Raw genomic sequence first — 12740 nt, 5'->3', positions numbered from 1 at the left:
CACACCTAGGATCGCCGATGTGAACCGTCCTATCGCAGTCGTGACCGGAGCCAGTGCGGGCATCGGTGAGGCCACCGCCCGCAGGCTCGCCGCCGAGGGCTTCCACGTGGTGCTCGGTGCCCGGCGGGTCGACCGCCTCCAGGTTATCGCGGATGAGATCGGCGGCACCGCGGTGGAGCTGGACGTGACCTCCGCCCCGTCGGTCGAGGCGTTCCTGGAGGCCGTGCCCGCGGCCCGGGTGCTGGTCAACAACGCGGGCGGCGCGCGTGGCATGGCGACCGTGGCCGAGGCCGACGAGGAGCACTGGCGGTGGATGTGGGAGACGAACGTGCTGGGCACGTTGCGGGTCACCAAGGGCCTGCTGCCCAAGCTCGTCGACTCCGGTGACGGGCACGTGGTGACGGTCACCTCGGTCGCCGCGTACGAGGCCTACGACAACGGCTCCGGGTACACCTCGGCCAAGCACGCCCAGTCCGCGCTGCACCGGACGTTGCGCGGTGAGCTGCTCGGGCAGCCGGTGCGGGTGACCGAGGTCCTGCCGGGCATGGTGGAGACGGACTTCTCGGTGAACCGGTTCGACGGCGACACCGAACGGGCCGCCGCCGTCTACCAGGGCGTGACGCCCCTGACCGCGGACGACGTGGCGGACGTGATCGCGTTCGCGGTGACCCGGCCGTCGCACGTGAACCTCGACCAGATCGTGCTCAAGCCCCGCGCGCAGGCGTCGGCGACCCGCGTGCACCGGGGGTGAGCAGCTCCACGTCGAGCTGGTCGAGCACCGGGCCGATGGGGTTGGCGAACCCCCGGTCCGGGCTGCCGCCGCAGTAGAGGCCGACCACCCGGTTCGCGTCGTCCAGCAGCACGGCGCCCGAGTCGCCGTGGTCGGCGAAGCGCGGCGTCTCGATGCGGATCTGGTCGTGCAGGGTGCGCACGCCCAGCCCGACGCCGAAGTCGAGCTTGATCACGGCGTCCGTGGACGCCACCACGCCCTCGGTGACGGCGGTCGTCCGGCCGCGCTTGCGCACCCGTTGGCCGACCCGCGCCCGCGCCCGACCGGCGACCGGTCCCAGCCCCACCACCTCGGGCCGCGCGCCCGGCGTGGTGAGCATGATCGCGGCGGCGTCCACCTGCCCGGACAGCGCGGCCCGCGCCAACGCGCCCACCCGGTCGCGCACCGGGTGCCCGCCGTCGATGCGGGACGGGTGCACCATCGGGTCGCCGACCGCCCAGGCGTCGTCGACGCAGGCCACGTGGAACGCCGTCAACGCCATCACCAGGCGCCGGCGGCGCGGCGTGACCAGCGCGCCCAGCGTCCCGGCGACCACGTAGTCGTCCACGTCGGCGACGTCGGGCGGCACGAGCCGGACGGCCCGGCTCGGCCCGATGCCGATGCCGCCCGCGAGCGACTCGTGCCGCTCCGCGCCGCTCACGCCCTCCGGTGACGCGATGGTGTGGTGCGGCCAGAACGTGTCCTCGACCACGTCGGTCGGCACGCCGAGCACGTCCGGCGGGATGGTGAACTGGGCGGCGGGTCCCTTGCGGCGGACGAACACGACGATCGCCGGCCGACCGGTCGACCGGCCGCCGACGGTCTTCACGCCGAGGTCGACACCCACCACACCGGGCCGGCTCAGGAAGTCGTCCTCGACCAGCTCCTTGATCGGCCTGACGGCCGCTCGATCGTCGGGAAAGGCCATGACGACCTCCAACGGGTGCCCCTCACTCCATGAAACGCGCGGAGTGAGGATTCGTCACACGGAGTCACCCGTTCGGCCGTTCGGCGGTTCGAGCTGTTCCCGGACCACGGCGGCCTCCGCGGACCGCCCCAGGGCCGCGAGCACGTGCGCCAGCGTCCTCAGCGCATCGCGTCGGCCGTCCGCGGCATCGTCACCCGGCCATCACGTCGGCCACCCGATCACCCCAGTGCGCAACCCACCAGCACCGGTTCCGGGTGCAGCTCCACCCCGAACGCCGCCCGCACACCGTCGCGCACCTCGCGCGCCAGGTCCAACAAGTCCTCGGTGGTCGCACCGCCGCGGTTGGTCAACGCCAGCGTGTGCTTGCCGGACAACGCCACCCGGCCACCGGGCCCGCGGTGCCCGCGGCCGAAGCCCGCCCGTTCGATCAACCACGCCGCCGACAGCTTCGAGGCCCCGGCGCCCGCCGGGTACGTCGGCACCTCGACGTGCGGGCCGAGCCGTTCGGCGATGCGGATCAGCACCCCGGCCAGGGTGGAGTCGTCCAGCAGCGGGTTGGTGAAGAACGAGCCCGCGCTCCACGTGTCGTGGTCGGCTGCGTCCAGCACCATGCCCTTGCCGCGCCGCAGTTCCAGCACCGCCTTGCGGGCCGCGTCGGCGGGCACCCGGTCACCCGGCGCGACACCCAGCACCCTGGCCAGTTCGCCGTACCGGATCGGCGCGGACTGACCGCCCGCGGTCAGCGCGAACCGCGCCCGCAGCACCACCGCCTGGTCGGTGCCCTTCAACACGCTCGTGCGGTACGCCAGGCCGAGCGCGTCCGCGGGCACCTGGTGCACCCGGCCGGTGCGCCGGTCGAGCAGGTCGACCGACGTGAGGACCTGCGCGACCTCCACGCCGTACGCGCCGACGTTCTGCACCGGGGTCGCCCCCACCAGGCCGGGGATGCCGGACAGGCACTCCAGCCCGCCCAGCCCCTGCGCCACGGCCTCGGCGACGACGGAGTCCCAGTCCTCGCCCGCCTCGACGGTGAGCTGCACCAGACCGTCGCCCAGCGGGTCGAGCCGGCGGCCGGACGTGCCGACGGCCACCACGGTGCCGGCGAACCCGGCGTCGGACACCACGAGGTTCGAACCACCGCCGAGCAGCAACAACGGCTCGCCGTCGGCGTCCAACGCGCGCACGGCCTCGACCAGTTCGGCGGCGGTGGTGGCGCGCGTGAACCTCCGCGCCGGGCCACCGAGCCGCAGCGTGGTGCACTCGGCCAGCGGCACACGGGCACTGGAGGGCGGGGTGGTCACGACCGAGAACGGTAGCCTCCGCGACATGGCACGCCGCATCGAGCACCGAACCACGTCCCGCTGGCCCGCGCGGGACGTGTACGCAGCGCTGGTGGACCAGACGTACCTGAGGGACCGGCTCGCCCGGCTCGGCGGCACGAACCCCGAACTGGTCGCCTTCACCGCCACCGACCAGAGCACGTCCTACCAGCTCAGGCAGGGTGTGCCGGCGGACAAGCTGCCGTCGGTGGCCCGTGGTCTGCTGGGCGGCGACCTCGTCATCGACCGCGCCGAGTCGTGGACCGAGGCGGGTCCCGCGGGCACCGTCGAGGTGACGTTGAACGGCGTCCCGGGGCGGCTGGACGGCACGATCACGCTCGCCGACACCGCGAGTGGGAGCGAACTCACCCTCACCGGTCAGGTCAAGGTGAGCATCCCGATCATGGGCGGCAAGCTGGAGTCGGTGATCGCCGAGCAGGTGGCCCGGCTGCTCGACGCCGAGACCGAGTTCACCGCCGAATGGCTCGCACGCCGCGCCTAGCCGCGGGCCGGGCCCGTGCGCTCGGCCTGCCCACGAGGGGCACGACCAACCCGAACCGCCTGCGCCGGGTCGACCGGTGGGTCGCGCACGCCTACCGCGACCTGCTCACCGGGGAGCAACCGCTGGTGGTGGACCTCGGCTACGGCTCGTCCCCGATCACCACGGTCGAGCTGGCCGCGCGGCTGCGCGTGGTCAACCCGGACGTCCGCGTGCTCGGCCTGGAGCTGGACGCCGAGCGGGTCGCCGCGGGCAAGGAGGTCGCCGACCCGCCCCGGCTGGACTTCCGGCGCGGCGGGTTCGAGCTGGCCGGCGCGCGGCCCGTGCTGCTGCGCGCGTTCAACGTGCTGCGCCAGTACACCGAGGAGCAGGCGGCCGAGGCGTGGGACACCATGGTCTCCCGGCTCGCGCCCGGCGGCGTGCTGGTCGAGGGCACGTGCGACGAGATCGGCCGCCGCTGCTCCTGGGTCGCGCTGACCGCCGACGGGCCGCGGACGTTCACCCTGTCGTGCCTGCCCGCCGACCTGGAGACGCCGGGCGACCTGGCCGAACGGCTGCCGAAGGCGTTGATCCACCACAACGTGCCGGGTGAGAAGGTGCACGCGCTGCTCAGCGAGCTGGACGCGTGCTGGGCGACGTGCGCGCCGTTCGCGCCCTACGGGCCGCGGGCCCGGTGGGTGGAGACCGTGCGGCTGCTCGCCGGACGCGGTTGGCCGGTGGCCGACGACCGGAAGCGGTGGCGGCTCGGTGAGATCACCCTGCCCTGGGACGTGGTGAGTCCCTAGGCTGTGCGGAGTGGACCACGCCGACTTCGTGCACCAGCTGAGGACCCAGTACGCCGCCTTTCGCGCCGCGGCGGTGGCCGCCGGACCGGACGCACCCGTGCCGACGTGCCCCGGGTGGACCGTGCGCGACCTGGTCGACCACCTGGCTCGCACCCACTCCTGGTCGTTGCGCGCCCTGCACACGCCGCCGGACGGCGAGCGACCCGGGTTCGACGACCGCCCGGCCGACTGGGACGAGCTGCTCGACTGGGAGGACAAGGTGGTCGCGGAGCTGACCGACACGCTGGCCGGCACCACCTCGAACACGCCCGCGTGGTCGTTCATCGGCCCCAAGACCTTCGCCTTCTGGTCACGCAGGCAGGCGCACGAGACGGCGATCCACCGGCTGGACGCCGAGCACGCGCGGCACGGCGCGGACGTGCCGTCGCTGCTGTTCGACGTGGAGTTCGCGGCCGACGGCGTGGACGAGTGCCTGACCTGGATGCTGCCGATCGGCGCCCGGCGCAAGCCGATCGAGCGGACGGGCCGGGTGCTGTTCCACGCCGCCGACGCGGGTCGGGCGTGGGAGCTGCGGCTCACCCGCGGCGAGGCGCCGTCGGTCGGCCCGATCACCGATTCCGGCACCGACGAGGACGCCACCGTGGCCGGCACGGCCGACGCGCTGTACCGGGCGGCGTGGGGTCGGCCGAGCGGGGCCATCACATCGGGTGACACGTCACTGCTCGACGGGTTGCCGCGACCGTAGATACTTCCCGTCGTGCCCCTGCCTGAACGCCGCTACGTGATCACCTTCGGCTGCCCCGACCGCACCGGCATCGTGGCGAGGATCTCCTCGTTCCTGGCCGAGCACGGCGGCTGGATCGTCGAGGCGGCCTACCACACCGATCCGACCACCAACTGGTTCTTCACCCGCCAGGAGGTCAGGGCGGACTCGCTGCCGTTCGACGTGGACGAGCTGCGGGCGCGGTTCGCCGAGGTGGCCCGCGACCTCGGCGCGCGCCCCGGCTCGTGGCGGGTCGCCGACTCCGGTGAGCGCAGGCGGGTGGTGATCCTCGTGTCCAAGGAGGGGCACTGCCTGTACGACCTGCTGGGCCGGGTGGCGTCGCACGAGCTGGACGTGGACGTGTCGGCGGTCATCGGCAACCACGCCGACCTGGCCGGGATCACCAGGGCGCACGGCATCCCGTTCCACCACGTGCCGTTCCCGGCGAACGACCCGGAGGGCAGGGCGGCGGCGTTCGCCCAGCTGCGGCAGCTGGTCGACGCGCACGAGCCGCACGCGGTGGTGTTGGCGCGGTTCATGCAGATCCTGCCCGCGGAGCTGTGCGCGGACTGGGCCGGGCGGGCGTTGAACATCCACCACAGCTTCCTGCCGTCGTTCGTGGGGGCTCGGCCGTACCACCAGGCACACGGCCGCGGCGTGAAGCTGGTCGGCGCGACGTGCCACTACGTGACCGCGGACCTCGACCAGGGGCCGATCGTGGAGCAGGACGTGATCCGGGTGGACCACACCGACTCCATCAACGACATGGTGCGCAAGGGCCGTGACATCGAGAAGGTCGTGCTCTCGCGCGGTCTGCGGTGGCACTTGGAGGACCGCGTCCTGGTGCACGGCAACCAGACCGTCATCTTCTGATCGCACCCCCGCCCTCGGCCCCCAACCCACCCCTCCCGAACACACGACTCTCGCCCTCTGAACACACGACTCTCGCGCGAGTCCCACGTTCGCGTCCCGCGAGTCCCACGTTCAGGACCCGCGTGTCCTACGTTCGGAACGACCGTGTCCTACGTTCGCGTACCCCGAGTTCAACGTTCGCGTACCCCGAGTTCAACGCTCGCGGTCGCAGAAGTCGCGATCACCGCCGCGCACGGCGTCGTAGGCTGCGCCGGTGCGCACCGAGTTCACCACCCTCGACCAGGTCCGCGCGGCGGGTGAGTTGAGGCACGCCGTGCTCGTCGGGCTCGACCTGAGCGAAGAGGAGCTGCGCGTGCCGATGGACGGCGCGCTGTTCCTCGGCTGCACGCTCTCGCCGGTCGGCCAACGGCGTGCGGCGGCGGCCGGTGCGCTGGTCTTCCCCGCCATCCCCGACCTGCCCTACGACGTGTACCGGTCGCGGCTGTACACGCCGGCGGAGCTGTTCGCCGGGTTCGACCCGGACGACCCGATCACCTACGCCGACACCCCGGACGCCCTGATCTACCAGCACAGCCGGGCGCAGGGACACAACCCCGACCCGCTGCACGCGTTGGCCGAACGCCTGCACGACCACGCGATCACCGATGCGTTGTCGGACGCCCTGCCCGAACGGCCGGTGGCCGTGATGGGCGGGCACGCGCTGGGCCGCGACACCGACGGCTACCGGCGGGCGGTGGGGTTGGGCGCGGCGCTCGGCGAGGCCGGGTTCACGGTGCTGACCGGCGGCGGGCCGGGCGTGATGGAGGCCGTGCCGCTCGGCGTGCGGATCGGCGTGGACGAGCCGACGTTGAAGGAACTGGCCACCGCGCCGAAGTTCGGCGGCGACGCCGAGTCCATCGGCCGCTGGATCGCCGCGTGCCCGCCCGACCTGCCGACGTCCGACTCGACGGGTTCCGGCAGGCCGCGCACGATCGGCATCCCGACCTGGTTCTACGGCCACGAGCCGCCGAACCCGGCGTGCGAGCTGCACGCCAAGTACTTCGCCAACTCGGTGCGCGAGGAGGGCCTGCTCACCGTGGCCAGCGGCGGCATCATCTACACGCCGGGCAGCGCGGGCACCGTGCAGGAGGTCTTCCAGGACTACTGCCAGAACCACTACGGCTCGGTCGGCCCGGCCGCGCCGATGGTGTTCCTGGGCAAGGACTTCTGGGTCGACGAGCTCCCGGTCGCCCCGCTGGTGCAACGGCTGGCCCGGGGACGTGACGCCGAGCGCTGGATCCTGGTCACCGACGACACCGACGAGGCGGTCGACTTCCTGCGGCGGTACGGCTAGCGCGCGAGACCCTCGACCACCTCGGCGCCCGGCAGCTTGGCCAGCACCTCGCCCGGCACGAGGAGCTTGCTGCGCCGGATGCCGCTGCCGATCACCAGCTCCGGCGCGGCGGCCACCTCCGGTGACAGCAGCACGGGCCAGTCGCCGGGCAGGCCGATGGGCGTGATGCCGCCGTACGCCATGCCGCTGAGCGCCACCGCGTCGTCCATCGGCGCGAACGACGCCTTGCGCGCGTCCAACCGCCGCCGCACGACGCCGTTGACGTCGGCACGCGTGGTCGCCAGCACGACGCACGCCGCGTACCGGATGGTGTCGCCGCGCTTGCCCGCGACGACGACGCAGTTCGCCGACGCCTCCAGCGGCGAGCCGTAGTGCGCGCAGAACTCCGCCGTGTCCGCCAACGTGGGGTCGATCTCCGCGACCGCGAGCCGTGCGCCGTCCGCCATCGACCGGAGCGCGGCGGCGACCGGGTCGGCGACCAGGTCCAGCCGGTCGAGCGCGGGCAGAGGGTTCAGGGTTCCTGCGATGGTCCACACACCGACCATCCTGCCGGCCGCGCTTGACGTTGACGCTGCGTCAACCCCTACCGTGGTCGGCACAGGGAGGGAGCACGGTCATGGCCTGGTCGATCGCGCAGGTCGCGCGGATGTCGAAGGTGACTTCGCGGACGTTGCGGCACTACGACGCGATCGGCCTGCTCGAACCGGCGTGGATCGGCGGCAACGGCTACCGGTACTACGAGCGCGAGCAGCTGCTCAAGCTCCAGCGGATCCTGCTGCTGCGCGACCTGGGACTCGGCCTCGACACCGTGGCCGAGGTCCTGGACGGGCGGCACCGGACGGTCGACGTGCTGCGCAACCACGCGCGGTGGCTGGCCGCCGAGCAGGAGCGGCTGGCGAAGCTGGCGCGGACCGTCTCCCGCACGATCGAGGAGCTGGAAGGGGGTGACGAGATGAAGATGGAAGAGCTGTTCGACGGCTTCGACGCCGACCGCCAGGCCCGCTACGAGGCGGAGCTGGTGGAGCGCTACGGCGACCAGGCGCAACGGCACATCGACGAGGGCAAGCGCCGGATGCAGGGCTGGACCAGGGCCGACGCCGACGGGTACCTGGCGGAGTGGCGGGCGATCGTCCAGGCCTACGCCGAGGTGTTCCGCGCCGGTGTCGCGGCCGACGCGCCGCGGGCGCTGGAGGTGACCGACCGGCACCACACCTGGTTGTCCAGGAGCTGGACGCCGAACCGGGAGTCCTACACCGGTCTGGGTGAGCTCTACGCCGACGCGCCGGACTTCAAGAACCAGTTGGACGAGCACGGCGCGGGCTTGGCGGAGTACGTCCGCGACGCCATCGCGGCCTACGCCGCGGCACGCCTGTAGAGCAGGTCCACGGGGAGGTGCACATCCCCGTGGACCCGGGCCTCGCGGAGGCGTGTCAGAGGTCCTGGAGCCCGAACGCCTTGAGCGCCTCGCGGTTGAACGCGGGCAGGTCGTCGGGCTTGCGGCTGGTCACCAGGGTCCACCCGGCCATGTCGCACACCCGCACCTCTTCGTCCGACCAGTCACCGCCCGCGTTGCGGATGTCGGTGGCCAGGCTCGGGAACGAGGTGAGCATCTTCCCGCGCACCACGTCGGCCTCCACCAGCAGCCACGGCCCGTGGCAGATCGCCGCGACCGGCTTGCCCGCGGCCACGTGCTGCTTGACGAACCTCACCGCGTCGCGGTCCATCCGCAGGAAGTCGGCGTTGGCCACCCCGCCGGGGATCACCACGGCGTCGTAGTCCATGGGGTCGGCGTGCGCGAACGGCACGTCGACGTCGAACGTGTCGGCGGGCGTCAGGTGGTCGAACGCCTGCACCTGCCCCAGCTTGGGCGCGAGCAGCCTCGGCACCGCGCCTGCCTTCTCCACGTGCTGCCAGGGCTCGGTCAGCTCGACCTGCTCGATGCCCTCCGTGTCGACCAGGAATGCGATCTTCTTCTGTTCGGCCATGCCTTTCGGCTACCCGCGCAGGAAGTCGAGCAACCACCGGCGGACGTCACCCCGGTGGGTCGTCCACGACGGCACCAGCTCCAGCCGACCAGCCGGGAACGCGGCGGCCACCTGCTTGGCCACGTCCTCGGGGTGCAGCGGGTCGTCGGTCGCGCCGATCACCAGCACCGGGGCGGTGACCAGGGCCAACGCCGCGCGGTCGGCGACCGCGACCCGGCCGGGCAGCTCGGTCAGCGCGCCGTCGAGCCGGGCGAACGCCTGCCGCCGTTGCGCCTGGTAGTCGGGCGGCCCGCCGACGGCGGTGATCGCCTCCTCGCGGTCGAGACCGCGCCTCGGCTCGTCCAGCACGGCGGGCAGCAGCAGCACCACGCGGTCGAACGCGTCGGGTTCCTCGGCGAGCAGCGCCAGCAGCGCCCCCGCCGTCAGCGACACGCCGATCGCCCTGGTCGCGCCGGTCTCCCGGGCGACGTCACGCAGGTCGGCGGCGATGCGCCGGTAGTCCCAGTAACCCTCCGGCGCGTCCGGCGCGTCGCCGTGCGAGGGGAGGGTAACCACGACCTTCGTGCCGGGCAGCCCAGACGTGGGCAGACGGGCCTCACCCGGTGTCGCGCCCAAGCCGTGGCCGACGAGCGTGACGGGGGCACCGGAGCCGAAGCTCCGGTGCGTCACCACCGCGGGCCGCGCTGGACCTCGATCAGCCGGGGCCGGACGTCGACCACGTACACGGTGACCGCGACCAGCCCGGCGAGCCAGAACATGGCGCCAGCGGTGAACGGGTGGAACAGCAGCAGAGCGAACAGGCCGCCGCCGGTGATGCCGAGCCACGCGGGCTTGGTCATGCGCTCGGCCGCCGTGTAGGCGTCGGCCCGCTGCGACAACGCGTGCGCGAACGCGAACACGCCCATGACCAGCGCGGCGTAGTACGCCGCGAACATGACCCAGGCGTCCAGGTAGAGGGGACTGAAGGCCGGGAACGGTGGCAACACGCCTCCAGCGTACGTGCGTCCTGCGGTCGCGGTACAGCCGAAACGGGGCGCCCTCGGTGGACGCCCCGTGTCGGTCGGGTCACTTGCCGCTGTCGGTGGGCTTCTTCGCCGTGGTGGGACGGGTGGCCGTGCTCTTCGTCGCGGCCGCGGGCTTGGTGGCCGTGACCGGCTTCGTCGCTGCGGGCTTGCGCGGCGCGGCGGCCTTGCGGGTGGTGCTGCGCACCTCGGCGGCGACGTCACCGCCGACCTCGACGACCGTCTCGGCCAGCTTCTCGCTCGCGTCGTCCACGTCGTCGGCGACCTTCTCGCCGACCGCGCGGGTGCGGCGGGAGACCTTGCCGAGCACGTCGTCGGCCAGCACGCGGGCGTCGGCCGCGGCGGCACCGGTGCGCTTCTGCGCGGTCTCGACGGCCTCCTCGACCTGGTGCAGCGCCTTCTGCAGGCCAGGCTGGGTCTTCAGCTTCTCCAGCGCCTCCTCGCCGTGCTGGGCGAGGAACTGGTAGAGGTTCAGCGCGGACTGCGTGTAGGCGTCCACGACCTTGCGCAGCTCGGCGGGGTCCAGCTTGTCCCGCAGGTCCTTGCGCAGGTCGGTCGTCTCGGCCGCGGTCTTGGCGGACTCGGCGCGCTCGCGGGCCTTGTTCAACGCCTCGATGACGGCCTTGGCGGCCAGGTCACCGGCGCCCAGGGCGGCGAGCAGCGGCGTGCGCGCGGCGGCGACGGCCTGCTCGCCCGCCTTGCGCAGTTCCTCGGTGGTGGGCAGGTTCGGCATCGGGATCACTCCTCTGACCGGCTTCGATCCGGCTCGGTCTGGTTGACTGCTGGCTGCGTGGTCTGGTCGCCGGCTGCGGCCTGGTTCCCGGTGTTCCGGTCGCCGGTGTTCTTGTTGCCGGTGTTCTCCCGCCGGAACGACTCGTAGACGTCGAGCAACACCTGTTTCTGCCGCTCGGTCAGGTCGGGGGCGGTGACGATGGCGTCCGCGAGGGCGCCGCCCTCGCGCTGCTCCAGGATCCCGGCCTCGACGTAGAGCGCCTCGGCCGAGATTCTCAGCCCTTTGGCGATCTGCTGCAGGATCTCCGCGCTCGGCTTGCGCAGCCCGCGCTCGATCTGGCTCAAGTACGGGTTGGAGACCCCGGCGAGCTTGGCCAGCTGCCGCAACGAGATCTTCGCCGTGTTGCGCTGCTGGCGGATGTACTCGCCGATGTCGCGGCCGAGATCGGCCACCGCCTCGTCGATGGACTTGTCCAACTTTCGCGGCACCTCCTCGATCCGTGTTCGACGGTACGCGGAGGTGCTAGCTGCTGCAAGCGCTCTGCTAGCGATCGGGACGTGTGCTCGCCCACAGCGCTAACGTGGACCGCGTGGACGTTGCGGCGAACCTGCGGGCCCGGCTGGTCGACTCGCTGCTGGCCGCCGACGTGCTGCACGACCCGCGGTGGGTGGACGCGTTTGGCCAGGTACCCAGGCACGTCTTCCTGCCGGGCTTCTTCGCCCAACGGCCCGACGGCGCCTGGGCGCCGGTCACCTCCGAGCACCCGGACCACCTCGCGCTGGTCTACCGCAACGACGTCTGCGTGACCCAGCTCGACGGCGACGACCGGGTGTGGGAGCAAGCACTCGCGCACGGCGCCGTGACGGGAGTACCCACCAGTTCGTCGAGCATGCCGGCGATCATGGCGATCATGCTGGAGGCCCTGGCCGTCGCGCCGGGCGACCGGGTGCTGGAGATCGGCACCGGCACCGGCTACAACGCCGCCCTGCTCGGCCACGTCCTCGGCGACTCGCGGGTGACCTCGATCGACGTCGACCCCGGCGTGCTGGCGCGGGCGCGGACCCGGCTGTCCGCCGCCGGACACGACCCGACGTGCGTGGCGGGCGACGGCGAGCAGGGCTACGCGCCACGTGCCCCCTACGACCGCGTCCTGGGCACGTGTGCCGTGTCACGCATCCCCGCGGCGTGGCTCGACCAGACCGCGCCCGGCGGGCTGATCGTGACCACGCTCAACCGGCCCATCGGCGCCGGGCTGGTGCGGCTGGCCGTGCGCGACGGCCAGGCCACCGGCCGCGTGCTGCTGGAGGACGGCCGGTTCATGCCGCTGCGCGCCCACCGGCAGGCGTGGGCCGACGACGCCCTGCTGGAGGCCCTGACCGCGGAGCCGGACACGTCCCGGACGACGCTGCTGTCGTCGCGCAGCGTGCTGGACCCGTCCAGCGCCTTCGAGTTCTTCGCCGGTCTCGCGCTGGCCGAGGTGGCGGTGGCGGCCGACCCGATCCGCCTCGTGCACCCGGACGGCTCCTGGGTGCGGCACCGCGGCGCGGTCGTCGACCAGGGTGGACCGCGTGCGCTGTGGGACGTCGCCGAAGCCGCCTACCGCCAGTGGCGCGCGCTGGGCAGACCGCGACGCCACCAGTTCACCTTCACCGCCACCCCGACCGCGCAGCACTTCGCCCTGGACGGCACCACCCTGACCTGGCCACTCCCGTGAGTCCCACCTCCACCCCG

The 12740-nt window shown here is 72.8% G+C and carries 16 protein-coding genes; 8 read left to right on the top strand and 8 right to left on the bottom strand.

The features are described 5' to 3' along the window. Positions 1 to 19 precede the first annotated feature (19 nt). A complete protein-coding gene (locus tag AB0K14_RS18520) occupies positions 20 to 751 on the top strand; it encodes an SDR family NAD(P)-dependent oxidoreductase (protein WP_360452604.1) in 732 nt (243 codons plus the stop codon). On the opposite strand, the gene AB0K14_RS18515 is transcribed toward AB0K14_RS18520, so the two are convergent. Both AB0K14_RS18515 and AB0K14_RS18510 read right to left on the bottom strand, forming a co-directional pair. After that, a complete protein-coding gene (locus tag AB0K14_RS18515) occupies positions 705 to 1697 on the bottom strand; it encodes a hypothetical protein (RefSeq protein WP_360452602.1) in 993 nt (330 codons plus the stop codon). The two genes, AB0K14_RS18520 and AB0K14_RS18515, sit on opposite strands and share 47 nt — an antisense overlap. 218 nt (positions 1698 to 1915) lie before the next feature. Then, on the bottom strand, positions 1916 to 3025 hold the full coding sequence (locus AB0K14_RS18510; protein WP_360452600.1) for a UDP-N-acetylmuramate dehydrogenase: 1110 nt from the start codon (positions 3023 to 3025) through the stop codon (positions 1916 to 1918). On the opposite strand from AB0K14_RS18510, the gene AB0K14_RS18505 reads away from it, so the two are divergent. The 5 genes from AB0K14_RS18505 (at position 3024) to AB0K14_RS18485 (ending at position 7269) form a co-directional block, all read left to right on the top strand. Then, complete coding sequence (locus tag AB0K14_RS18505) at positions 3024 to 3518, top strand: DUF2505 domain-containing protein (protein ID WP_360452598.1); 495 nt, start codon at positions 3024 to 3026, stop codon at positions 3516 to 3518. The genes AB0K14_RS18510 and AB0K14_RS18505 overlap by 2 nt on opposite strands. Then, the gene (locus AB0K14_RS18500; RefSeq protein ID WP_360452596.1) at positions 3497 to 4300 is read left to right on the top strand and encodes a class I SAM-dependent methyltransferase; all 804 of its coding nucleotides are present in this window, start codon (positions 3497 to 3499) and stop codon (positions 4298 to 4300) included. Before AB0K14_RS18505 ends, AB0K14_RS18500 begins: the two co-directional genes overlap by 22 nt. Before the next feature lie 10 nt (positions 4301 to 4310). Beyond that, entirely contained in the window at positions 4311 to 5045 is a 735-nt protein-coding gene (locus tag AB0K14_RS18495; protein WP_360452593.1) for a maleylpyruvate isomerase family mycothiol-dependent enzyme, read from the top strand. A 12-nt stretch (positions 5046 to 5057) separates the two neighbouring features. Next, a complete protein-coding gene (gene purU, locus AB0K14_RS18490; RefSeq protein ID WP_360452591.1) occupies positions 5058 to 5936 on the top strand; it encodes a formyltetrahydrofolate deformylase in 879 nt (292 codons plus the stop codon). A gap of 253 nt (positions 5937 to 6189) precedes the next feature. Continuing rightward, positions 6190 to 7269 carry a hypothetical protein gene (locus AB0K14_RS18485; protein ID WP_360452589.1) on the top strand — a complete coding sequence of 360 codons (1080 nt, stop codon included), beginning with the start codon at positions 6190 to 6192 and terminating at the stop codon, positions 7267 to 7269. Here the strand turns inward: AB0K14_RS18485 and AB0K14_RS18480 are convergent. Beyond that, entirely contained in the window at positions 7266 to 7814 is a 549-nt protein-coding gene (locus tag AB0K14_RS18480; RefSeq protein WP_360452587.1) for a YbaK/EbsC family protein, read from the bottom strand. The two genes, AB0K14_RS18485 and AB0K14_RS18480, sit on opposite strands and share 4 nt — an antisense overlap. A gap of 71 nt (positions 7815 to 7885) precedes the next feature. Here AB0K14_RS18480 and AB0K14_RS18475 point away from each other — a divergent pair, with 71 nt between their 5' ends. Further along, on the top strand, positions 7886 to 8644 hold the full coding sequence (locus tag AB0K14_RS18475) for a TipAS antibiotic-recognition domain-containing protein (RefSeq protein ID WP_360452585.1): 759 nt from the start codon (positions 7886 to 7888) through the stop codon (positions 8642 to 8644). Positions 8645 to 8699: 55 nt separating this feature from the next. Here AB0K14_RS18475 and AB0K14_RS18470 read toward each other — a convergent pair whose 3' ends face one another. The 5 genes from AB0K14_RS18470 to AB0K14_RS18450 form a co-directional block, all read right to left on the bottom strand. After that, complete coding sequence (locus AB0K14_RS18470; RefSeq protein ID WP_360452583.1) at positions 8700 to 9254, bottom strand: type 1 glutamine amidotransferase domain-containing protein; 555 nt, start codon at positions 9252 to 9254, stop codon at positions 8700 to 8702. A 9-nt stretch (positions 9255 to 9263) separates the two neighbouring features. Continuing rightward, the gene (locus AB0K14_RS18465) at positions 9264 to 9923 is read right to left on the bottom strand and encodes an alpha/beta hydrolase (protein ID WP_360452581.1); all 660 of its coding nucleotides are present in this window, start codon (positions 9921 to 9923) and stop codon (positions 9264 to 9266) included. Beyond that, positions 9920 to 10204 (bottom strand): DUF2516 family protein, encoded by a 285-nt coding sequence (locus AB0K14_RS18460; protein ID WP_360452858.1) that lies wholly within the window; start codon positions 10202 to 10204, stop codon positions 9920 to 9922. Before AB0K14_RS18460 ends, AB0K14_RS18465 begins: the two co-directional genes overlap by 4 nt. Before the next feature lie 115 nt (positions 10205 to 10319). Beyond that, positions 10320 to 11009, bottom strand: coding sequence for a hypothetical protein (locus AB0K14_RS18455; RefSeq protein WP_360452579.1), 690 nt, complete (start codon positions 11007 to 11009; stop codon positions 10320 to 10322). A gap of 5 nt (positions 11010 to 11014) precedes the next feature. Next, positions 11015 to 11497, bottom strand: a complete 483-nt coding sequence (locus AB0K14_RS18450; protein ID WP_360452577.1) for a helix-turn-helix transcriptional regulator — start codon at positions 11495 to 11497, stop codon at positions 11015 to 11017. A gap of 101 nt (positions 11498 to 11598) precedes the next feature. Between AB0K14_RS18450 and AB0K14_RS18445 the strand changes: the two genes are divergently transcribed. Beyond that, positions 11599 to 12723: a methyltransferase domain-containing protein gene (locus AB0K14_RS18445; RefSeq protein ID WP_360452575.1), complete on the top strand. Its 1125-nt coding sequence runs from the start codon at positions 11599 to 11601 to the stop codon at positions 12721 to 12723. The last annotated feature ends 17 nt before the right edge of the window (positions 12724 to 12740 follow it).

The organism is Actinosynnema sp. NPDC050801 (genome assembly GCF_040673975.1).
GTDB lineage: Bacteria > Actinomycetota > Actinomycetes > Mycobacteriales > Pseudonocardiaceae > Actinosynnema.
The sequence above is the reverse complement of the archived record's forward strand: the minus strand, read 5'-3'. Positions and strand labels throughout refer to the sequence as shown.

Coding starts and splice junctions, on each gene's coding strand:
- AB0K14_RS18480 (WP_360452587.1), bottom strand. CDS start 7,814: ATGGTCGGTGTGTGGACCATCGCAGGAACCCTGAACCCTCTGCCCGCG.
- AB0K14_RS18475 (WP_360452585.1), top strand. CDS start 7,886: ATGGCCTGGTCGATCGCGCAGGTCGCGCGGATGTCGAAGGTGACTTCG.
- AB0K14_RS18515 (WP_360452602.1), bottom strand. CDS start 1,697: ATGGCCTTTCCCGACGATCGAGCGGCCGTCAGGCCGATCAAGGAGCTG.
- AB0K14_RS18505 (WP_360452598.1), top strand. CDS start 3,024: ATGGCACGCCGCATCGAGCACCGAACCACGTCCCGCTGGCCCGCGCGG.
- AB0K14_RS18470 (WP_360452583.1), bottom strand. CDS start 9,254: ATGGCCGAACAGAAGAAGATCGCATTCCTGGTCGACACGGAGGGCATC.
- AB0K14_RS18510 (WP_360452600.1), bottom strand. CDS start 3,025: ATGTCGCGGAGGCTACCGTTCTCGGTCGTGACCACCCCGCCCTCCAGT.
- AB0K14_RS18500 (WP_360452596.1), top strand. CDS start 3,497: ATGGCTCGCACGCCGCGCCTAGCCGCGGGCCGGGCCCGTGCGCTCGGC.
- AB0K14_RS18455 (WP_360452579.1), bottom strand. CDS start 11,009: ATGCCGAACCTGCCCACCACCGAGGAACTGCGCAAGGCGGGCGAGCAG.